The following is a 20418-nucleotide window of genomic DNA, read 5'->3' on the forward strand; positions in this document are numbered from 1 at the left end:
TTGTCTTTTGGCGCCAGAAATATCACTGAAAACGACCATTTTCCCGATAAAAAGATCGTTTCCACGGGCATTCAACCAAGGTTTCAAGCAACGCTTGAAATGCCTCAAATTCTTTCTCATGGACGTAAATTCTGCACCTACTAGATTAGGCCGCTCAATGCAGTGGAGACCTGATAAAAAATGATCGTTCTGAACAGGGAAGTGGGCGAAGCGCTTCGACGTGACAAATACGTTAACGTCCGCGGTGGAGACTTCAATCTCTACGGTCATTTCGGCGATTTTGTCCGGCTGACCAAAAGCTGGGAAAACATGGAGCCCGACAGTTATTACGGCCAGGCCGAGTCAGGCATGCGTTTTCGTCGTTACAGCGACTTCGAATACGACCCGAAGACCCGTGAACTCAAGCAACTCGAACACCGGGCCTACATCCAGTCCAAGGCCAACAACAGTTATGTCGGTGGGTTGGAGCGGCACTTCCAGGACTTTTCCGACGAGGTGATCAACTCGCCGGTGATGCGCAGCCTGATCGACACGGACTTCGAGGTCTACAAGAACGTCCTGCCACAGGAACTGCATGATGAAATCTGGCAGTGCCAGATTCATCAGATCCGCATCGAGATCAAGCCGGGCAAGCAATTGGAGATTACTCCCGAAGGAATCCACTGCGACGGCTACCCGTTCAGTGGCGTGCACTTCTGGGGCCGTCATAACGTGACAGGCGCAGAGAGCCGGTTGTACACCGCCCAGGAAGAGCAACTGGCCGCGATTACTTACGAAGACATTCTCGACACGACGTTCTTCCTGGATCGCGACATGCGCCACTATGTCACCCCTGCCCGCAACGTTCACAGCCATGAAATGGCGTTCAGGCAGATCCTGGCGATCTCCTTCTCGCGGCCCGGGACCGCTTTCGACATTGTTCGCTGAACAGCTGGAAACCATGGACGATCCGGTGCAGCAGGTCCTGCTGCGCCGGGCGATGGTCAGGGACGCCGAACGAATGGAGCAGTTCTTTCGCGGTTTCGACGAAGTGTCGTTCTGCGAATGGCAGGATGCCCGATTTTTGCGTGGAGTACTTCTCCAGGAGACCACCACTGCCTACCTGGCCATCGATGCCCGCGGTGAAGTGGTTGGCGCGGTGATTGGCGGCAGGCTGGGTACCCGCGGCACCATCAACCACCTGGCGGTGAGTCCAGGCTATCGCACCCGAGGCCTGGGTCAGCGTTTGGTGGAAGCGGCATCGGCCGACATGAAACGGGTAGGCGTGCTACGCATGTTCCTGTTCGTCGATGATGCTAACCTGGCCGGCAAGCGTTTCTGGGCGGCACAGGGGTTCTACGAACCCCGGGGTGAAATCACTTTCGAGAGGGATCTATGAGCAAGACTTCCAGCCAGCCGCTGGCGGTCGAACCACAAGCCTCGCGCACCTTCGCTGAAGCCAGTCCGGTGGTAGCGGGTTATTTTACGGTGTCGTTCGTGTTCGGTCTGATGGCGGTCAACGCCGGGTTGCCTTTGTGGCTGCCAGTCGCGATGTGCCTCTTCGTCTATGCGGGCGCTTCGCAGTTCGCCGCGCTGGCGTTGCTTTCCAGCGGGGCGTCGCTGACCACCATCGTGCTCACTACATTCCTGATCAATGCGCGGCACATGCTGATGTCGGTCTACATGGCCAAGGCCCTGCGTGCGCTGGGCCTGAGTCGTTTCGAGCGCTGGTGCTATGCTTCCGGGCTCACGGACGAATCGTTTGCCTTCCACAGCGTCAAGCTCGGTAGCGGGGCACCCGTGAGTGTGCGATACCTCATCGGCTTCAACCTCTTCTGTCACACCTCATGGGTGCTCGGGGGCTTGTTGGGCGCCGTTTGTGCACAGTACGCCGCGCATCTGATCAAGTATCAGCTCGACTATGCGCTGACGGCAATGATGCTCTATGTGCTGGTTTCGTTGTGCAACACCCGCAACAAACTGATCGCGGCCCTGGCAGCCGTTGTCTGCATGGGCGTGTTGAGCCTGTTGGGCAGTTCACCGTTCAACGTCTTTATTGCCACTTTCGTTGGCTGCGGGGTGGGCGTATGCCTGACCAAACGTTCCTGATCCTGGTGGTGGCCCTGATGATGGCCGTGACCTTCCTGCCCCGTGCCTTGCCGTTGCAGGTCAATACGGAACACTGGCCGCCCTTCGTCGCCCGTGCGCTGGAATACCTGCCGGTGGCGATCGTCGCTGCCATCAGCATCACCCCGCTGCTGATCAAGGATCAGCAGATACAACTGGACCGCCCAGAGTTCTATGCCGCGATTCCTACGCTGTTATGTGCGTATTTCAGCCGTAACCTGTTTCTCAGTGTGGCGGTGGGCACGGCGGCGTATATCGCGCTCGGTTCGTTCATGTAGCTTCAGGTCCACAACGTCGTGTAGCGCCTGGCTGGACAGCTCCGGATTGTTCACGGCCAGGCGGACCTCGAGAAAGTCCTCGAAGTCCGGGAAAATTGCCAGGCCGTTATGCAACGCCGCCTCTCTGGAGACCAGTCCCAGCCCATCGAGCTGCGTGATCAAGGACAAGGTCAGCGTTTCACTGCAGGAATACACCATCCGCTGGCTCGAGCCATAGTCGCCCAGGCCGGCATCGAGGAAACGAAGGAAGCTGTGGGAGTACGGACATTCCTGTGCCGGACGTACCTGAAACCTGTCGCCAATCGACCCCAGAGAATCGTCCTCGCCGCCGCAATGAGCGCCTACCACTCGCACTTGTACATCCGGCATCGTGATGCTGGGAAAGCCACTCTGCTGCGGCCCGATCAGGATCGCCAGGTCAAAACCTTCGTTCTTGAGCTTGCTCAGATTCTCCATTGACTCGGCGTAACTGAACTCCAACTGGAATTGAGGAAAAACGGCAATCAACCGATCTATCAGTCGTCGATTGAATTCCGCCGCGAGAGTGGTATTCAGCGCCACTTTAAGTGTGCGTTGCCGAGGTTTCTTGAGTGCGGCGACCTTCTCTTCCAACTGTCGCGTGGCCACCAATACCTGATCCATGAAGGGAGTCAGTTCCGAGCCTTGGCTCGTCAACGTCAACCCCTTGTTCGAACGCCGGAACAATCGAAAACCGAACTGCTCCTCTACCTTGTTCAATTGCGCCGCCAATGCTTGCACCGTGAGGCACGAATGCTCCGCTGCCGCCGACAAAGAGCCGGTCTGCACGATGCGCATAAGGTTGCGTAAGGTTCTGCTATCCATGAGGTAATGCCCTCTGCGTAAGTGGGCTCGCTGTTGTTATGTACCTGACCCGGGTACAGGCTGTACAGGTGGCTATCATCATGCACCTCGCCGCGGTTGTCGCGATTTTGTGGCGAAAAGCCTTGGCAGGCGATGGTTGGAGCTTATGCGCAATTCATTTTTTTTGCCGGTTCGGTACTTTGTTTGTCCGTTTACGAATTAAATATTAAATTATGTCCGTATATGTACTACTCTTGCGGTATCACGGTAACAACGGAGTCTCATCCCATGGCAACGCCCTCCATTACTTTCAATGCACAGCAACAGCTAGAGTCTCCGGATGCCGGTCGGGTCGCCTTGAAGTTTTTCTTCAATCTCATGGCGCTGTGGGGCTGTAGTGTCGAGCAACAGCGCACGTTGCTGGGCAAGGTAGGAAACACGACCTTCTACAAATACAAGCAACTGCCGGCCAACATACGCTTGCCGCGTGACACTCTGGAGCGCATTTCCTATCTCATGGGTATTCACAAGGCATTGAGTATTATCTTCAGCAACAGCCGGGATCGTGCATACCAATGGGTCAGCACGCCCAACACCGCTGCGCCATTCAATGGCCAGTCGGCGTTGTCCTATATGTTGGCCGGACGGGTGGTAGACATTGCAGATGTGCGGCGATACCTCGATGGAGTGCGCGGTTGATGATGCCTCCACTGGCGGACCCGCAATGGACGCGCGCCTATCGCATCGTCAACAGCTGCTTTCCACCGATTACGCTGTTCGAAGACGTGCTGGACCCGGACGATTTGCCAACGGCCTACGCCTTGGAAGCATTGACCAATGACCGGTTGATGGAGGAAGCGGGGGTGCTGTCCCGTGTACGTCCAGAAGATCGTGTTTCCGGGCCGGGTTCCTCGCCGGTCATGGCGGCGTTTACCCACATCGGCAAGAGCAGCCGCTTCAGTGATGGCACTTTCGGCGTCTATTACGCCGCCAGCAGCCAGGAAGCCGCCATTGCCGAAACTTGCTATCACCAGGCGCGATTCCTGGGAGCGACCAACGAACCGGACCTGGAGTTGACCATGCGTACCTACGTCAACCAGGTCATCAAGCCGCTCCATGACATCCGCCATGATTACCCGCACCTGCACAACCCGGACCCCGACGCCTACGGCCCGTCCCAGGTATTTGCCCGGCAATTGCGTGAAAGCCTGTCCTGGGGCCTGCTCTATAACAGCGTTCGCCTGCCTGGCCATGAGTGCGTCGCCGCGTTTCGCCCGCCCGCGGTTTCAATTCCGGTCCAGGGTAAACATATCCGATATGTCTGGAGTGCCCAGAAGCGCGAGATTTCGTTTGTGTTCGAGGTGAACCGGGTGTGAGTCGCCGTTGGCCCTGCGACATCCCGCGGTGGCGAAGAGCGGATGCCCTCGCCACAAGAATCGAGCCAGGCTGCCATCAGATCTTGAATTGCTGCACCGAGGCTTGCATCGATCCAGCCGCATCGTTGAGCTGGTCCGCCGTTTGCGTCAGGTTGTGAATCGAGCGGGTATTTTCCCGTGACTGTTCGGCAATCGATTCCACCCGCTGCGCCATCTCATCACTGGCTTTCGATTGTTCGGCAATGGTCAGGGATATTTCTTCCACCACTTCAGCGGCATGCCGGGCGCCGGTGCGTATTTCGCTGATGGATACGCCAGCCTGCTGAGCCAGGTTTACGCCTTCATCGACGCTGCTTACGCACGCCTGCATATTCGCTACCGCATCCCGCGCGTTGGCCTGGATGCGTTCGATCATCGCGGTGATTTCCTGAGTGGATTGGGTGGTGCGCGCCGCCAGATTTCGTACTTCATCGGCCACCACCGCGAAACCGCGACCGGCTTCGCCAGCGCGGGCGGCTTCGATGGCGGCGTTCAATGCCAGCAGATTGGTTTGCTCGGCGATGCCCTTGATCACCTGGATGATGGAATGAATATCTTCGGACGAAGCATCCAGCGCAGTGATTTTGACGGAGGACTGGTTCACCACCTCGGCAATGCGGCTCATGCCTTCCACTACCCCGAGAATCACCTGCCCGCCGCTGCTGGCAAGGTGTTCGGATTGTGCGGAAATCGTTCGTGCGTTGTCGGCATGTTCATGGATCTGGCTGATATTTGCCATCATCTGTTCCATGCTTGCCGCCATGCTGGTGGCACTCTGGGCCTGGTTGTCTGCGCTGGATACAATCTGCCGCGCGGTATCGCCCAAGGTTCGGGACGTGCCATGCAGTTCATCGCTCTGGCTGCGGATCGTGGCGATCATCTGGCGCAGGTTGGCCTGCATCTGCTCGATCACACCTTGCAATTGTCCCAGCTCGTCGTTGCCATGTGCGCCCATCGACCGCTGCAGGTCCCCTTGGGAAATCGCCTGGGTGTTGAGAATGATCTTGTTCAATGGCGTAAGCACAGCTTTGAGTAAGCTCCATGACAAGAGCACCAGCGCCACGCAGGTGGTCAGCAGTGTCACGATCAACCAGCGTTCCGAGGCATGGATGCTTTGATCCTGATGCTGGCGGGACGAATGGGCCTGGTTTTCGATCAGCTCACTCACGACCTCGTTGCGCTCTTCAAGGGCCGAAAACGCTTGGTCGAACTCCGCCCGTAACGCACGACCATCCTGGGCGCCACTCAAGGCTTTGCCGATGACCTGCCTGGCCCTGTCGATGTAGGTTTCGACCTGGGGCTTCAACTCGACGATCGCTTGCGCCACCTCTTGCGGCAGCTTCGCCTCGGCGTTCTCGGCAATGACCTTGCGCATCCGCGCTGTGTGCTCATCGAACGCTTCGGTGACCTCCCTGGCCGCCCCGGCATCGCCCGGCGCCACGAGCAACGCCGCCAACACATCGGCGCGGATGGCGTCGTGCATCATGTCCGCCTCCATGTGTTTGCGCATGGCGGAAATACTGGTCTCGTTCTGCGCCAGGGCTTCGGTCATGGCGTGATATCCCCACAACCCGATGCCACCGAGCAACAGCGCAAAGAACAGACTGACCAACCCCGAGCCGATGACCTTGGTGCGAATTTTCATCGCCGAATGCTCCTGAGGTGAGGATTTTTGGGCAAGTGTAGTTGAGCGTCAGCGGGGCCTCGTGTTCGGGGCGTGCTGTTATTCCATGGGTATCGGCGGGGAAAATGATTAGCTGAATGCGGTGCGGCATCCTATCGGCGCAGGGACTTACTCCCGGAACGCCAAAAGCCATTCGTCGAGACTGTCATTTCTGACAGTAGCCATCCTGTCGAAAAAGCACTCAGGCTAGAGCAGGAAAATCGAACTTCACGGTTCCCGATTAACCGCAACGTACCTGCTCAGCCTGGGTGCAGCATAGGAATTCAATCGGCCTACGGTGGTGCCAAAAATGAGAAAGCTCATTATCTCCGCTATTTCATTGGCTATCTCGGGAATGTCCGCTCAGTTGCAAGCCGCAACGCCGACAGCTGACCCCCAGAGCGTTGTCATTGATGGCGCAACGTTTAAAAGTGAGTATGCGAACGTGAACGGCATTCGCATGCATTATCTAGTGAGCGGTAATGGCGACAAGCCGGTCTTGTTGGTGCACGGTTTCCCGGGAAGCTGGCGCAGTTGGGAGGCGTTAATGGGGAGGCTGGCGCGCGCTGGCTATACCCCCGTGGTTCCGGACTATCGTGGTGCCGGGGAAACAGAAATTTCGACAAGTGGCTATGACAAAAAAAACATGGCGCTGGATCTGCATGAATTGATTAAAGCGCTGAAGATGAAGCAGGTGGATATTATCGGCCATGATATGGGCTTGATTGTCGCCTATGCCTATGGCGCGCTTTATCCGCAAGAAACCAAGCATATCGTGTTGATGGATGGATTTATCCCGGGAATTCCTGGATGGGAAACTCCTTATAACGGCAACCCTGCGGCCGGCATCCCAAGTAAATGGCATTTCCGCTTCTTTGGACCTACCGCAGTCGCAATGATCCAGGGAAAGGAAAAAATCTACCTGGACATGTTTTTTGATGGTTTCGTCTATAAAGGCAATCCTTCCGTATCCAACGAGGTACGCGAAGCCCTGTTAAAAGATTACTCCCGGCCCGGTCGCATGGAGGCGGCATTCAAGCTCTATTCTGCTTGGGTGGAACATGATGCCAATGACAACCAGGCGTTCGCTGAAAACAAACTGACCATCCCGGTGCTGACCATTGGTGGAGGCAATTCGAGAGGCAAGACGTTATCCGAGCAGGTCCAGCATATTACGACGCAACCTCATTCCCTGATCCTGCAAAACACCGGGCATTGGGTACTTGAGGAAAAAACAGAGGCTACCAGCGAAGCGATTCTGGATTTCTTGCGAAAGTAGCGGGTCGCGATATCGACGGACGAACGACTTTTTACTGAATGCACCGTAACTCCCCGTGGCGAGGGAGCTTGCTCCCGCTGGGGTGCGAAGCAGCCCTTCTTCACCCGCGCTCACAGGACTCTCAGACGCAACGCTGCTCGCCCAACTGAGCAGCGCCGCCCTACCTCGCACCTAAGCGGAGTAACTCCCCGGCGCTTCCAGCACCTTCACCACATCATCAATAACGGCCTTGCTCATGTCCTGCAAATAGCACGACGCCCAGGCATAGCGATCCGTGTCGCGAATCATCGCGGCGTCTTCAGCCAGAAGCTTGGCGACGTGGAGTAGATCGGAGGCATGGGATAGGGCTTCGCCGATAGGGACGCCGCTGTTGACGCGAAAGAGTGGTCGGTCGGAGTGGAACGAGAAGGGGGTTAGGCCTACGGTTTTTAAGTCTTGCGGGTTTGGCATTGTCTGGCTCCTTGACTATGAGAGCCGCAACCGTCCTTTCCTACGGGATTGGGTGGCGGCCATGCACGGGGTAGGAAAACCGGGAATCAAGGTACCCGGCACACCCGAAGGTGTCCCGCGCACAGCCGCCATGAAGCATTATCGCAGACACAAAAAAAGCGCCTGCAATAATAAGCGGGGCGCATTTGCTGCGCCTTGATTACTTCGGGTTTCCTACGCCCGGTCGCTGAATTGGCAGCGACCTCCGAAGCGTAGCGGGCAAGTGGCTAAGCTGCAATCGTGGCGCGATGCTGGCGTGTCCGGTTCAGGTAGTTTGGTGGCTATTGAGATGGGAGAGTGAGAATGAAACCCGCACTTCTAGCTTCTTATTCCAAGCACCATTGTTGCTGGCGTTTCCACTCATTGGGAAATCCCATGAGCCTCAAATAAGCCAGTTCCTGCTGGTCCATGATTTCGGCCAAGCGAAGCTTCCACTGACTGTCTGGACTGATCAAGTCGGTTAGGTAGGCCAACATTGTCAATACGATGTAGAGGCGCTGCTTAGGCTGGGGCCGGCCGACAGGTGCATTTGGGACGACCCACTCTTTGGGCAAGGCTGGTCGAATCGAGAGCTCTCGGTTCCAGAGTCGAGAATGATGGGCGCAGCAATTTCGAATGAAAGTCAAGGTGTGCAGCCAAGAGGCCAATACGTCGAAGGGCAGATTGAATCTGGCGGCGATAGCTTTCTTATCGGCACTTCTACCTATGGCATTGAAGAGAGTAGATACCGTCCCAAGGCTGAGCTCTTCCAGAATCGCCCAAGCAGGCGGCAACTCAGGGTGAGCATAGGTCGCTCCGTAATATCGAAAATAGTTATCGCGCATGCGGTTTTCTATGCGCTGCTGCTGGAGCCCTTCGGCCTGTCGGCCATTTTTTATGCGCTCAATCTCACGCCTCAGTTTGTTGCGCTCCTTATTCAATTGCTCCCGCAAGGGACGCAACAGATCGAGATGGGCGTATGACGAGGAGAAGGCCGACGCGTCAGCAATCCAGTCGGGCCCATATTTAGGGCACATGTGATTGCTGATAGTCGCTCGTATGGCGACTTCGACACGTTCGATGGCATTCATGGTTATGCGTCGCAACGAACCATCGAAGCGGTAGATGTCGACGACTGCTTTGAGCGTGCTGCCGGGCTTGAAGGTATGTTCAGCGTCTGTCTCCTGGAAGGGACGCATGTAGGGGCTCAGACGAAACAGCGTGACCACTTCGAGAAAACGCATGGCCCGTTCGTCGTTGGCGACGTGCAGGCCTCGTTGCTTTAGCAGTTCCAATTGCTGTTCTACGCTGAGAGCCGGCTTGTCGAAGGGCCTCATGTAGTTTTCTCCAGGCAAAAAAAACCCGCACGATTTGAGCTTGCTGACTGGGTCAACCTAGGCTTGGCGGGTGTGTTGGGGTGCATTATAGGTAGCTGAAGAAGGTCGTCAACTTAAGGGTGAGGTGAAATTGTAACGGGTACTGGAGCACGCAGATTTTGGGTGCGGACTGAGCGTGCTCGCAGGGCATTGATCCGGCAAATCATGAGTGGATTTAACGGCCTAATCGCGAGCAGGCTCGCTCCCACAGGTTGGGAGTGCCAGAAACAACGAAGCCCCTGCATTTCTGCAGGGGTTTTGTTTTGTATGGTGGCACCAGACGAACGGTTGTTTGCTGTGAGGCCCCGATTTTGGCGGGACTGGAATTTGGTGGATTTTTCGACGTACCTCAAAGGGTATCTATAAGGAAAAGGGGACGGATTTATTTTGCTGCTTAGAGAGTCGAGTAGCCACGCAAAGGAATGCTAGTTTTGATTACTGCATTTTCACAAAGCATCGAGCCAACCCACCCCCAAAGGACACCCCCGCCATGGACCTGCACAATGAATTCGAAAACAGTAAATTGTTCCACAGCGCCCGTATTGATCGACGTGCCGCCGACGCCTTGGTGGGATTGGCAGCAGGGATTACCGCGGACGGCGTCGTAAACACCTCTGAGGCGATTTTTCTGAAGCAATGGCTGGAGAACAATCTCGCGCATCTCAACGACCCGGTGATCAATCTGCTTTATTCACGTCTGGCGTCCATGCTTCAGGACGACGCTCTGGACCCGGATGAGTCTCTTGAGCTGCTTAACATCCTGCGTAGCTTTTCTGGCGTGGGCATCGAGCGTGCGAAGGCCGGCGAAACGCTCCCCATTGCTTCTACCGACCTTCCATTCAATTCACCGGCCCCTGATCTGGTATGGGACGGCCGGATGTTTGTATTTACCGGTGTCATGGCCTTTGGGCCGCGTAAGGACTGTCAGGCGTTAGTCGAGGAACGGGGTGGTTTGATTGGCGGAGCCGTGAGTAAGAAAGTGCATTACCTAGTGGTTGGCAGCGTGGGTAATGAGCAGTGGCGCCACAGTACCTACGGAACGAAGATTATAAAGGCCGTGGAGCTGCGAGAGGCGGGTTCATCGATTGCCATTGTGGGTGAGGATCATTGGCAAAAGATGTTGTTTGGTTGAGGTTGTGACCTAAGAGGCGCAGCCCTGTCTTGGCCGGCAGATCGTCAGTGAATTTGACGGCCTCATTGTGAGCAGGCTCGTTCCCACAGGTTGGATGTGCCATAAACAACAAAGCCCTCGCATTTCTGCGAGGGCTTGTTTTGTATGGTGCCGGCACCAGGAATCGAACCCGGGACCTACTGATTACAAGTCAGTTGCTCTACCAACTGAGCTATACCGGCGTGTGGGCGACGATTATAGCCATTGGGGGATTTCTGTAAACCCCTGAATTCTGACTATTTTTGCATGAGCCGTGGCAAGGGGTGGGGCAGGAGGTGGCGTAATTTGCGCAGGGCTCGCCAAGTGAGGCTGTTCTGGATGGCTGCCAGTTGGGCTTCGGCCTCCTCGGCGCGTTGCAGGGCGGTGGCGAGTTGCTGTTCGGTGTCGCTTAGGGGATGGCTGAATTTGTGACCTTTGCAAAACCGGAAACCATCGAGGTTGCATGGGGGAATGTCGAAGGCAGGTTTCAGGGCCAGGTGCTCTTCGGCGAGGTAGTAGGTGTTGATGCCGTCGAACAGGATGGACTGATAGCCGGCATCGGTGACGAGGGTTTCCCAGGTCTGGTCGCGGGCCCATGGGGTTTCGATCAGGATGATCCAGGGACGCCAGCGGGTGAAATCCATGCCTCGCAACACGGTTTCTTCGTGGCCTTCGACGTCGATTTTCAGAAAATGGATGGGGCGGTCCGAGGCGTATTGTTCGCAGATCGAGGCCAGGGTACGGGACAGGACGGTCTGTTCGCGCACATCCATGCCTGCGTCGCGGTGTTGCTGGGCGACGCTGGCTTCTACGGTGGATAAGCCCGTGTCGGCAATGGTGTAGAAGGTCAGGCTTTCGGCGTTTTCGCCGGCCACGCATTGCAGGTTGATGTCGTTGGGGCGCTCCTGGCAGAGCGCATCGTAGTAAGCCGACACCGGTTCGATGTTGATCCCACACCAGCCATGGTCATAAAAGGCGCGGGTAACGGAGTCGTCTGTCGGATGGTTGGCGCCGACGTCGAGGTAAAAGCCGTTTTGCACCGACTGAAGGGCGCGCCACAGACGTATGTCTTCGAAATTTTGTGCGTAGGAAATGAACGTCACGACCGGTCCTTGAGTGCGTTGGCATGTGTCAATGAGGATACGTGCGGCTTGTTGTATAGCACGGGCGGGTTGGACGCAATTACTGACGCGGACCAGCACTGAAATCGGCGGTTATGTCGTTTTGCTTGGGCGCTTATGCACAACGGGATGGACGGGTGGGCGGCAACTGGGAGATTTTTGTGACCACTTTCTCATTTCGTCGCAAATGCCTGTTTTCATGGTTTTTTATCCATGTGAACAAAAAATGACCAGCTAAGGAGCGGTCAGGAAAATCGCGGATTTCTTGGATCCATGTTTATTTCATCAACAGAGTTATCCACAGGGTGTTTCGTCTCGGCAACGCTCTGCCAGTAGCATCAGATTCCTCGGTGTCAGCGGCGTTTCGCAGAACGTGCCGAGGCGTACGTCGTAGCCTTTTTGCGTTAGGAAAAGTGCCCGGTCCAGCACCAGCCAAAGCTCAAGCGGCCGTCGGAATAGGCCTCGGACCAGTTCCAGATTACGCACCTCGGCCAGGCGTTGATAGCCAGCTGCTTCCAGCGCAACCCAATCAGGCGAGTCGACTGTGGATAAGTCTTTGAGCGCGGCCAGATCAATGCAGTATTGGGCGAAGGATTTTTCCAGCCAAACGCTGGGTAAGGACGGCGTGGGCAAGTAGTCGACACTGCCGCGAAGTTGACGTTGCAGCAGATCGAAGCCCAGGCGCCAAGCCATGGACTGGTCTCGTTGCCGTCGTACGCGAGCGCCGGCGGTGACGGTTTCGGTCATCGGCAGGCTGAGATCGTCGAGGGACAATTGTAGGGCAGAGCCCTTGGCGGCGTCGGACAGTGCTTGGTAATGCTCGGTGCTGATGCGGTTATAACAGCACGGCGCAATCGCCAGTTGTGCACAGCCGGCGGCATTCGCCAAGTGCATCAGTCGTACATGCAGCTCGCCGCAGGCATGCAGCGCCACCGGCGTGTGTTCAGGTCGGATCGCCTGAACGGCATCCGCCGCCAGGACGTCTCGCTGCAGATGCGTGGCTGGCAACTGATGGCGTTGGCTCAGTTGCTGGCCGCCGGCGACCAGGAACGGGTCGTATTCCAGGCAGGTCAGTTGTTGTTCGCCACGCAGTAGGCGCCGACCGAGGTGGCCTTTGCCCGCGCACCAGTCCAGCCAGTGGGTCGGTTCGCTGGCGAAGTGCAGACGGCTGGCGAAGGCTTCGATCTGCTGCCATTTGCGGCCGGGAACATTGACGTTGAGGCGATGAGCGGGCGCTTCCAGCGTGTTGGCTGGCAGTTCCGCGACCGTACTCAGTGTCCGGGACATGGTCGCCAGTTCGCGGAAGGGCGCTGGCGCGTCCTCAATGAACCATGGCTGATGGTGGTCGTGTTCCGCATCCTCCAGCGAACGCTGGCGTAGCCATTGGGCCAATTCCGGGTAGGCGCTTTCCCAGGGCAGTTGCAGATAAGTGAATGGACGTGGTTTCCACAGTGCCTGATGCGCTGTAAGAAAAGCATCCAGCGCCGTGAAGCGGGCGAGCAGTATCTCGCCCGTCAGAACGCCATTGTCAGCGCCCTTGGCAGGCATCGACGCGCAACCAGCGCTCCAGCTGCTTGAAGCCTTGTACCAGCAGGAATGCCATCAATAGATAAAACATGCCGGCCGCGAAGAAGATCTCCACCGGCAAGTAAGTCCGGGCAATGATCGTGCGGGCCATACCGGTAAGCTCCAGCAGGGTCACAGTGCTTGCCAGGGCGCTGGCCTTGAGCATCAGGATCACCTCGTTGCTGTAGGCCGGCAGGCCGATTCGCGCGGCGCGGGGCAGGATGATGTAGAGCAGCGCCTTGGGCCGCGACATGCCCAGGGCTCGAGCAGCCTCGATCTCGCCACGCGGGATGGCCTGGATTGCACCCCGCAGGATTTCGGCGATGTAGGCGGCAGTGTGCAGCGTCATGGTAGCCGTAGCGCACCAGAACGGGTCCCGCAGGTAAGGCCAGAAAGTGCTGCTGCGCACGGCATCGAATTGCGCCAGTCCGTAGTAGACGAGGAACAGTTGGACCAGCAGCGGCGTGCCTCGGAAAAAGAAGATATAGGCGTAGGGCAGCGCTCGTACGTACCACAGCCGGGAAGAGCGGGCGATGCCCAGCGGAATCGCCAGTAGCAGGCCGGCGAGCACGGCAATGGCCACGAGCTCCAGCGTCAGGGTTGCGCCCTGGGCCAGCTTCGGCAGCCACTTGATGATAACTTCCCAGTTCATTGGGTGCTCCTGGCAAAGCCGCGGGCGGCGCGTCGTTCCAGCAAATGCATGCCGGCCATGGCCAGGATCGTCAGGCCCAGGTACATGAAGGCGGCGACCATGTAGAAGGTGAACGGTTGCTTGGACACGGTCACGCCTATTTGCGTGTGGCGCATGATTTCTTCCAGGCCGATCACCGAGACCAGTGCGGTGTCTTTCATCAGGATCATGAACAGGTTGCCCAGGCCGGGCAGGGCAATGCGCCACATCTGCGGCAGGATCAATCTGGTGAAGATCCGCCATTTCGACAGGCCCAGCGCCACACCCGCTTCACGGTGGCCCTTGGGAATCGCCAGGATAGCGCCGCGAAACACTTCCGTGGCGTAAGCGCCAAAGCACAGCCCCAAGGCAATCACGCCGGCGGCGAAGGCATCGAGGGCGAGGTCGGGATTGCCGAAATGTTCGCCCAATGCACGCATCAGGTTGACGGAGCCGAAATAGATCAGCAGCACCCAGAGCAGCTCCGGGACACCGCGGACCAGTGTCGAGTAAGTGCCGCCCAGCCACTGCAATGGCTTGTACGGGGAAGTCTTGGCCAGGGCGCCGAGCAGGCCGAGCAACAGCCCCAGGCACAGGGCCGAGAGCGCCAGCTTGACGGTCATCAGCGCGCCGGCGGCGAGCGCCGGGCCGAATCCGTAGAGATCGATCATCATGGGTGTGTGTTCATATCGCGGCAGGCTTTGCTAAGGGCCGATGCTGCGGTGCAGCACCGGCCGGGCACGTCAGCATCAATAGATGTTGAACGGGAAGTACTTGTCGTTGATCTTTTTATAGGTGCCGTCGGCCACGATTTCCTTCAATGCGGCATTGAGCTTGTCGCGCAGTGGGTCACCCTTGCGCACGGCGATACCGATCTTGTCACTTTCCACGACAGGATCGCCCTTGAACTCGTAAGCACGGCCGGCGTCGGTCTTGAGCCAGTCGTAGTTGACGTATTTGTCCGCCAGGATCGCGTCGACGCGGCCGGAGGTCAGGTCCAGGTAGGCGTTTTCCTGAGTGTCGTAGAGCTTGGCGGTGATGTCGCTGCCCAGTTCATCTTCCAGCCAGGTGCCAGCCAGGGTGGCTCGCTGTGCGCCAATGATTTTGCCCTTGAGCGAGTCTTTATCGGTTTTGAATTCGACGTTTTTCGGCGCGATGAACTGCAATTTGTTGGAGTAGTACGGGTCGGTGAAGTCCACGGCCTGCTTGCGCTCGTCGGTGATCGACAGTGAGGAGATCAGGAAATCGAACTTCTTGGCGTTCAGGGCAGGGATGATGCCGTCCCAGTCGGAGGTCACCACTTCGCATTCGACTTTCATCTTCGCGCACAAGGCATCGCCGATGTCCTTGTCGAAGCCCACGACCTGGCCGCTGGCGTCCTTGTTGTTGAACGGTGGGTAGGCGGCTTCGATGCCCATGCGCAGCTTTCCATCCGCCATGACGTTAGCCGAGAACACCAGGCCGGCGGCTGCGGCCAGGAGAAACTTCTTGTAGATCTGCATATGTAGTGCTCCGTTAGCGGTTGCTGGACATGAATTGTTTGCAGCGCGCCGAAAGCGGGTTTTCGAAGACCTGCTGTGGCGATCCCTGTTCCTCGACCAGGCCCTGATGAAGGAATACCACTTCGCTGGAAACCTGGCGGGCGAAGCCCATTTCATGGGTCACCAGCAGCATGGTACGGCCTTCCTCGGCCAGGGCGCGGATCACATTGAGTACTTCCTGGACCATTTCCGGATCAAGGGCGGAGGTGGGCTCATCGAATAGAATCACTTTGGGCTGCATCGCCAGGGTACGTGCGATGGCCGCACGCTGCTGCTGGCCGCCGGACAATTCGGCAGGGTAGGCGTGGCGCTTGTCGGCGATGCCGACCTTGGCCAGCAGGGCCTCGGCCACTTCGACGGCTTCGGCCTTGCTCTGGCCGAGCACGCGGCGTGGGGCTTCGATGATGTTGTCGAGCACACTCATGTGCGGCCAGAGATTGAAGTTTTGAAACACAAAACCGATCTCGCTGCGCATACGATTGATCTGTTTGCCGTCGGCGGCCACCAACTCACCGTTTTTCGCAGGCTTGAGTTTGAGCTCTTCCCCAGCCACCAGAATTTGGCCCTGGTTGGGGTTCTCCAGCAAATTGATGCAGCGCAGGAATGTGGACTTACCGGATCCGGACGAACCCAGGATCGAGATCACATCGCCGTCGCGGGCGGTCAGCGAGACGCCCTTGAGCACCTCCAGCTGTCCGTAGCGTTTGTGCAGGTTGCGGATTTCAAGCGCGGGCGTGGCCTGGGCCATGTGCGGTCCTCATGATATGTGCTCCCTTGCTGTTGGCGGCCTTCCTGGCGAGGCGGCCAAGCTAGCATGCGTCCGAATGGTCGCCAACAGCGTTGCGGGTGGTAAACCGATGATGCGTGGCAGGTTGTCGCATCGGCGCAGCAGACTGTCGCGCCATCAACAACCGAACGGTCGTTTGACTCCGTTTACCGACGAAAAAGCCTGGGGGAGTTGCGTAAAAAAAGGCGCGATGGTGCCAGCTTTGGGTTGGGGTGGGAAGGGTTAATCGGATGAGCGTAGCCGCATTAGAAAAACTGGCACTTCTGGTAAGTCCCAATGAATCTAAACCCAGGCACATAACCACAATCAAAAGAGAACTCATGTGAGCCGTTTCCATCACTGGAGTCCTCGCCATGAAGCCCATCCATTTCTTTATATTGCCTCTCATCGCATTGGGCGCGCTGTTGCTGCCCATCACACTCAATGCCACCAACCTCGCGCCCATCGACAACTCAGGCGTGCAAGTCCAACCGCTCCAGCAGAACGGCATTACTTATCTGTCTGGTGGCATCGGTGAGGATGAAGCGCGTGCCATCGGGCAGGCACAGGGTTACAACCTGCACATGACGTTTTCGGTCGGGCCTGAGAGCAAATACATCCCGGACGTGGACGTCACTGTCCAGAATGCGTCGGGACAAACGCTGTTGACGCTTGAGGACGCGGGCCCGCTGGTATATGTGCAGCTACCGCCGGGCAAGTACAAGGTCGTGGCGACGCGTAACGGCGAGGAGCGCCGCGACACCGCTGATGTAGACAGCGGCGCCGTTCGTAACTTGGTGTTTCATTGGGACGGCGACGAATAGCCGAGCGGCTTATTCGCTGGCGGGGCCTTCCATTGACTGGCGATAGCGGTCCAGCGCCTCGCTGAAGTCCTTGATGAATTCCGGGGTGCTGAGCCAGCGCTGGGCCGTTTCACGATCCATATCATCGGCCCACATGCGGTAGTCCACCAGCATGTCGGCGGCCAGGTTGGTGGCTGCCATGCTTTTGTTTTCAGCGTTCTTCAGGTCCAACAGACCTGGACGTTCAGTGATCATCACGCTCAGGGACGACAGCAGTGTGTCGAGCAATTCGCTTCGACCTATAGCCTCGGCTTCGCGCAGTTTGGCGAACAACTCCAACACATAAACGGGTGGCTGTGCGGTGGCGTAGGCCGGATCACCGTACATCGGAATCGCTTTGCGACCGGTCATGCGGATCTGCTTGGCTTTGTCCTTTGCGCGTTTGGCGCGCTTTTGCTGCTTGTTCAATGAGGCCATCGGGCTTCGGTTTCCAATTCGTTAAAAAGTGATGCCTGGCTCAGTTGACTCTCGGCACGGTAAAGCGGAATTCGCTGCCCTTGCCCGGCTGGCTTTCGGCGTGCAGTTTACCGCCATGGGCCTGGACAATCCCTTTGGAAATGTACAACCCCAGTCCGGTGCCGTTGGGGTTGCCTTCCTTGATTGTCCAATAGCGATCAAAAATATGAGGCAACTGCTCCGGCGCGATGCCTTGGCCGGAATCGCGGACGCTGAACACGATTTCATCGCCCATCGACATCGCGCTGATGCCAATGACACCTTCTTGGGGTGTGAACTTGATGGCGTTTCCAATCAAGTTGGACAGCACTTGGAACAATCGCTCGGGGTCAGCCTTGATTTTCAGGTCGGGTTCGGCGTGGAACGAGATATCGATGGCCTTGGCGTTGGCCAGCGGTGTCAGGAGCGAGCAGGCGTCGTCGAATATCTGGCTGACTTCCATCGGCTGGGGATTGATGGTGTAACGCCCGGCGTCAATACGCGAGGTATCGAGCAGGTCCTCCAGCAGCGCGTTCATGCGGCTGGTCGCCTGTTGCATGGTATCGATGGCCGAGGCAATTCGCTTCGAACTGTGGGAGCCGTCGGAGCTGAAGGACTTCTGCATCATGCCGCAGAGCATGGAGATGGCCGTCATCGGACTGCGCAGGTCATGGGAAACCACTGCCACCAGCTCATCGCGAGCTTGCACGGCCTGACGTTCCTTGAGCACCTGCCGGGCCAGATCGTTTTCCAGGGCCGAACGCCGCAGGTCGTTGGCGGCGAAGAGGTCGCCATGGCTCCATTTGGCGCTGATGCCGGCCATTTCGACTTTCCAGATTTCGAAGGACGTCCGGGGTCGCAGGCGCAAGCCGGTGTTGCTGTCTTCCAGGTCCAAGGGTTTTTGCGGATCACCGCTCCAATGGATGGTTTCCTTCACTTCGGGCCGAAACCACAACACGCCGTTTTCCACTGGCTTGGGCAGGTGAATTGCCAGCACACCGCTTGCCACGTCCTGGTAACCCAGGGCTGGCGAGTAAACGCTGCCCAACTGATGGTGGGAGAATACCGGTTGACCGCTTTCAAGAATCCATTGGTGCAGCGCCCGGATCTGCTCCGGTTCAGGACACCGGCCGTGACGGTGCAGCTTGTTGTCTTCGAAAATCGCGACTCCGCTGGCCCCGGTCAGGTCCATCAAGCGATGTGGTTCGTGGGACAAACCGTCGAAGACGTTATCGCTGGACTCGGCCATGGCTTTGGCCAGTATGTCGAGATCGTCAAGCTTGGCGTCTCGTTGGCGGCTCAGCGCCAGGGCCTCCATGGCACTGATCTGCAGCGACAGCACCTGGCCGATGGTCTGGCAGGCTTTGCGCATCTCATGGGGGACAAGCAGGGGCTGACGGTTGCCGCAACTGATCAGCCCCCATAAGCGTTCACCATCCATCAGCGAGATGCTCATGGAGGACAGCACCCCCATGTTCTTCATGTATTGCCGGTGGATCGGCGAAACACTGCGCAGGGTTGCAAAGCTCAAATCCAACGGCGTCTGCGTATCGGGACGCAGCTCGGGAACCAGCGGTACCGGCGTGTACTCGGCGTTGGGGATGATTCGCAACCAGTTGGTGCGATACAGCTCACGGGCCTGCTCGGGAATATCCGATGCCGGGAAGAACAGTCCTTTATAGAGTTCCATCGAGGGTGCGCTGGTTTCGGCAATGACCTGCCCATGGCCTTCTTCTTCGAAGCGATAAATCAGCACGCGATCGTAGCCGGTCATGGCCTGGATTTCCCGAACGCTGATGTCGTACAGGGCCTGGAGGGTTTTCGCGCCTTGCAGACGCTGCAGCATGCGGCCCATGTTGGCCTCCCCGTTGACGCCTTCGGGGCGGTAGTCGCTCAGGTGTTGCTCCATTTCGACGATCAGGACACCCTGATGGCGATGGACCAGGGCGTCGAAACGCTGCTGGTTCACCAGGATTTCCAGAGGGGCGTTGTCGTCTCCTGCCTCGACGCGACAGGCGTCACGGATGGCTTCGGCTTGTTTCGACCCGAACAGTTCGTCCAGCGTCTGCCCCAACAGTCGGTTGGCATCATGGCCCATCAGCTGCGTTACGTTGGCGCTGATCTGGCGGATCACGAAGTCGGGTTCGGACAACATCAACAGCACGCCGTGAGGCTGAATGGCCCCGGGGAAGCGAATCGGTTCGTCTGCGCAATTGGCCAGCAGTTCTTCGAAGGCTTCTTGGTTTTCCGGGTTCATAACAGGACCTCCTGGCTGTCCAGCCAGCGTTCAAAGCAGGTAAATGTCGCCTTGGCGGCGCGTGTGACTTCGAGCGTCTGGGCGCTGCCAAGGTTCCTGTCACCCAGGTAATCGAGAAAATCCTTCCAACGCCGCCCGGTCAGTTCGCCGTACACATCGAGAAACGCCGCACCGCTGGAAGCGTCCAGATCAAGCTGTTCGGCTACCCGGCGCCGCAGGATCTGCCCGCCCAAGGTTGCCCCTTCCAGCACATAGGACACGCCGAGCGCGGCGGTGCGAGACTCTATCTCGGGCAGTAGGTGGCAGGTGGGCAGCGCCTCGATGGCGGCGTCATCCAGGCCCAGCGCCACGAGATCCGCCCGCAGGACGGGGAGCTTGATTCGCAGGGACTGATCCAGTCCGGTCGGTGTCAGCGACAGGACATGCAGGCGTTGTTCCAGCGGCTGGTAAAAACCGTAGTAGGCCGCCATCAAGCGCCGGTAGAACTCAAGATCCAGGCCAGCGGAGAAAAACGGCAGACGTTTTTCCAGGGCGACGTGGAGCTCGGCGGTTTCGGTCCGCAATGCCTGGATCAGAGAGGAAGATGATGCAACCGTTGGCATGCGGAAAAGGACTCTTGAGGTGAGGCGTTGCTGAAAAAGC

22 protein-coding genes and 1 tRNA gene are annotated in these 20418 nt (G+C 57.7%); 9 read left to right on the forward strand and 14 right to left on the reverse strand.

Annotated features, from left to right (window positions below; translation table 11 throughout):
• The first annotated feature begins 180 nt into the window (after positions 1-180).
• Genes LCU97_RS15440 through LCU97_RS15455 form a run of 4 tightly spaced genes read left to right on the forward strand, consistent with a single transcriptional unit; the run spans position 181 to position 2384 of the window.
• Positions 181-927: a 2OG-Fe dioxygenase family protein gene (locus LCU97_RS15440; protein WP_053147943.1), complete on the forward strand. Its 747-nt coding sequence runs from the start codon at positions 181-183 to the stop codon at positions 925-927.
• Positions 928-940: 13 nt separating this feature from the next.
• Positions 941-1378, forward strand: a complete 438-nt coding sequence (locus tag LCU97_RS15445) for a GNAT family N-acetyltransferase (RefSeq protein ID WP_172679594.1) — start codon at positions 941-943, stop codon at positions 1376-1378.
• Positions 1375-2088, forward strand: coding sequence for an AzlC family ABC transporter permease (locus tag LCU97_RS15450; protein WP_053147941.1), 714 nt, complete (start codon positions 1375-1377; stop codon positions 2086-2088). Before LCU97_RS15445 ends, LCU97_RS15450 begins: the two co-directional genes overlap by 4 nt.
• Complete coding sequence (locus LCU97_RS15455) at positions 2067-2384, forward strand: AzlD domain-containing protein (protein WP_053147939.1); 318 nt, start codon at positions 2067-2069, stop codon at positions 2382-2384. The genes LCU97_RS15450 and LCU97_RS15455 overlap by 22 nt, the downstream gene beginning before the upstream one ends.
• Here LCU97_RS15455 and LCU97_RS15460 read toward each other — a convergent pair.
• Positions 2301-3227, reverse strand: coding sequence for a LysR family transcriptional regulator (locus LCU97_RS15460; protein ID WP_053147937.1), 927 nt, complete (start codon positions 3225-3227; stop codon positions 2301-2303). The two genes, LCU97_RS15455 and LCU97_RS15460, sit on opposite strands and share 84 nt — an antisense overlap.
• Positions 3228-3494: 267 nt before the next feature.
• Here LCU97_RS15460 and LCU97_RS15465 point away from each other — a divergent pair, with 267 nt between their 5' ends.
• Positions 3495-3905: an MbcA/ParS/Xre antitoxin family protein gene (locus LCU97_RS15465; protein WP_053147935.1), complete on the forward strand. Its 411-nt coding sequence runs from the start codon at positions 3495-3497 to the stop codon at positions 3903-3905.
• The gene (locus LCU97_RS15470; protein ID WP_232777088.1) at positions 3905-4582 is read left to right on the forward strand and encodes an RES family NAD+ phosphorylase; all 678 of its coding nucleotides are present in this window, start codon (positions 3905-3907) and stop codon (positions 4580-4582) included. Before LCU97_RS15465 ends, LCU97_RS15470 begins: the two co-directional genes overlap by 1 nt.
• Before the next feature lie 76 nt (positions 4583-4658).
• Here the strand turns inward: LCU97_RS15470 and LCU97_RS15475 are convergent, their stop codons facing one another.
• On the reverse strand, positions 4659-6266 hold the full coding sequence (locus LCU97_RS15475; protein ID WP_053147931.1) for a methyl-accepting chemotaxis protein: 1608 nt from the start codon (positions 6264-6266) through the stop codon (positions 4659-4661).
• A 328-nt stretch (positions 6267-6594) separates the two neighbouring features.
• On the opposite strand from LCU97_RS15475, the gene LCU97_RS15480 reads away from it, so the two are divergent.
• On the forward strand, positions 6595-7563 hold the full coding sequence (locus LCU97_RS15480) for an alpha/beta fold hydrolase (RefSeq protein ID WP_232777089.1): 969 nt from the start codon (positions 6595-6597) through the stop codon (positions 7561-7563).
• A gap of 171 nt (positions 7564-7734) precedes the next feature.
• Here the strand turns inward: LCU97_RS15480 and LCU97_RS15485 are convergent, their stop codons facing one another.
• Complete coding sequence (locus tag LCU97_RS15485) at positions 7735-8013, reverse strand: DUF3077 domain-containing protein (protein ID WP_232777090.1); 279 nt, start codon at positions 8011-8013, stop codon at positions 7735-7737.
• Positions 8014-8378: 365 nt separating this feature from the next.
• Complete coding sequence (locus LCU97_RS15490) at positions 8379-9368, reverse strand: Abi family protein (RefSeq protein WP_053147927.1); 990 nt, start codon at positions 9366-9368, stop codon at positions 8379-8381.
• Between the two features lie 529 nt (positions 9369-9897).
• On the opposite strand from LCU97_RS15490, the gene LCU97_RS15495 reads away from it, so the two are divergent.
• Entirely contained in the window at positions 9898-10539 is a 642-nt protein-coding gene (locus LCU97_RS15495) for a BRCT domain-containing protein (RefSeq protein WP_232777091.1), read from the forward strand.
• 145 nt (positions 10540-10684) lie between these two features.
• On the opposite strand, the gene LCU97_RS15500 is transcribed toward LCU97_RS15495, so the two are convergent.
• The 7 genes from LCU97_RS15500 to LCU97_RS15530 form a co-directional block, all read right to left on the reverse strand.
• A tRNA-Thr gene (locus LCU97_RS15500) sits at positions 10685-10760 on the reverse strand.
• 54 nt (positions 10761-10814) lie between these two features.
• Complete coding sequence (locus tag LCU97_RS15505; RefSeq protein WP_053147917.1) at positions 10815-11660, reverse strand: FkbM family methyltransferase; 846 nt, start codon at positions 11658-11660, stop codon at positions 10815-10817.
• 312 nt (positions 11661-11972) lie between these two features.
• Positions 11973-13226: a methyltransferase gene (locus LCU97_RS15510; RefSeq protein WP_232777092.1), complete on the reverse strand. Its 1254-nt coding sequence runs from the start codon at positions 13224-13226 to the stop codon at positions 11973-11975.
• Positions 13207-13896 carry an ABC transporter permease gene (locus tag LCU97_RS15515; RefSeq protein WP_232777093.1) on the reverse strand — a complete coding sequence of 230 codons (690 nt, stop codon included), beginning with the start codon at positions 13894-13896 and terminating at the stop codon, positions 13207-13209. Before LCU97_RS15515 ends, LCU97_RS15510 begins: the two co-directional genes overlap by 20 nt.
• Positions 13893-14588 (reverse strand): ABC transporter permease, encoded by a 696-nt coding sequence (locus LCU97_RS15520; protein WP_232777094.1) that lies wholly within the window; start codon positions 14586-14588, stop codon positions 13893-13895. Before LCU97_RS15520 ends, LCU97_RS15515 begins: the two co-directional genes overlap by 4 nt.
• Before the next feature lie 75 nt (positions 14589-14663).
• Positions 14664-15416: an ABC transporter substrate-binding protein gene (locus LCU97_RS15525; RefSeq protein WP_053147908.1), complete on the reverse strand. Its 753-nt coding sequence runs from the start codon at positions 15414-15416 to the stop codon at positions 14664-14666.
• Between the two features lie 13 nt (positions 15417-15429).
• The gene (locus LCU97_RS15530) at positions 15430-16203 is read right to left on the reverse strand and encodes an ABC transporter ATP-binding protein (protein ID WP_053147905.1); all 774 of its coding nucleotides are present in this window, start codon (positions 16201-16203) and stop codon (positions 15430-15432) included.
• Positions 16204-16595: 392 nt separating this feature from the next.
• Here LCU97_RS15530 and LCU97_RS15535 point away from each other — a divergent pair, with 392 nt between their 5' ends.
• Positions 16596-17045, forward strand: coding sequence for a hypothetical protein (locus tag LCU97_RS15535; protein ID WP_053147903.1), 450 nt, complete (start codon positions 16596-16598; stop codon positions 17043-17045).
• A gap of 9 nt (positions 17046-17054) precedes the next feature.
• Here the strand turns inward: LCU97_RS15535 and LCU97_RS15540 are convergent, their stop codons facing one another.
• From LCU97_RS15540 to LCU97_RS15550, 3 genes are read right to left on the reverse strand one after another with little or no spacing between them, the layout of a single operon-like run.
• A complete protein-coding gene (locus LCU97_RS15540; RefSeq protein ID WP_232777095.1) occupies positions 17055-17501 on the reverse strand; it encodes a hypothetical protein in 447 nt (148 codons plus the stop codon).
• Positions 17502-17541: 40 nt separating this feature from the next.
• Positions 17542-19776 (reverse strand): ATP-binding protein, encoded by a 2235-nt coding sequence (locus LCU97_RS15545; protein WP_232777096.1) that lies wholly within the window; start codon positions 19774-19776, stop codon positions 17542-17544.
• Positions 19773-20378, reverse strand: coding sequence for a biliverdin-producing heme oxygenase (locus LCU97_RS15550; RefSeq protein ID WP_053147897.1), 606 nt, complete (start codon positions 20376-20378; stop codon positions 19773-19775). Before LCU97_RS15550 ends, LCU97_RS15545 begins: the two co-directional genes overlap by 4 nt.
• Between the last annotated feature and the right edge of the window lie 40 nt (positions 20379-20418).

The sequence above is a fragment of the Pseudomonas uvaldensis genome (assembly GCF_021271205.1).
In the GTDB taxonomy this organism is placed as follows: domain Bacteria; phylum Pseudomonadota; class Gammaproteobacteria; order Pseudomonadales; family Pseudomonadaceae; genus Aquipseudomonas; species Aquipseudomonas uvaldensis.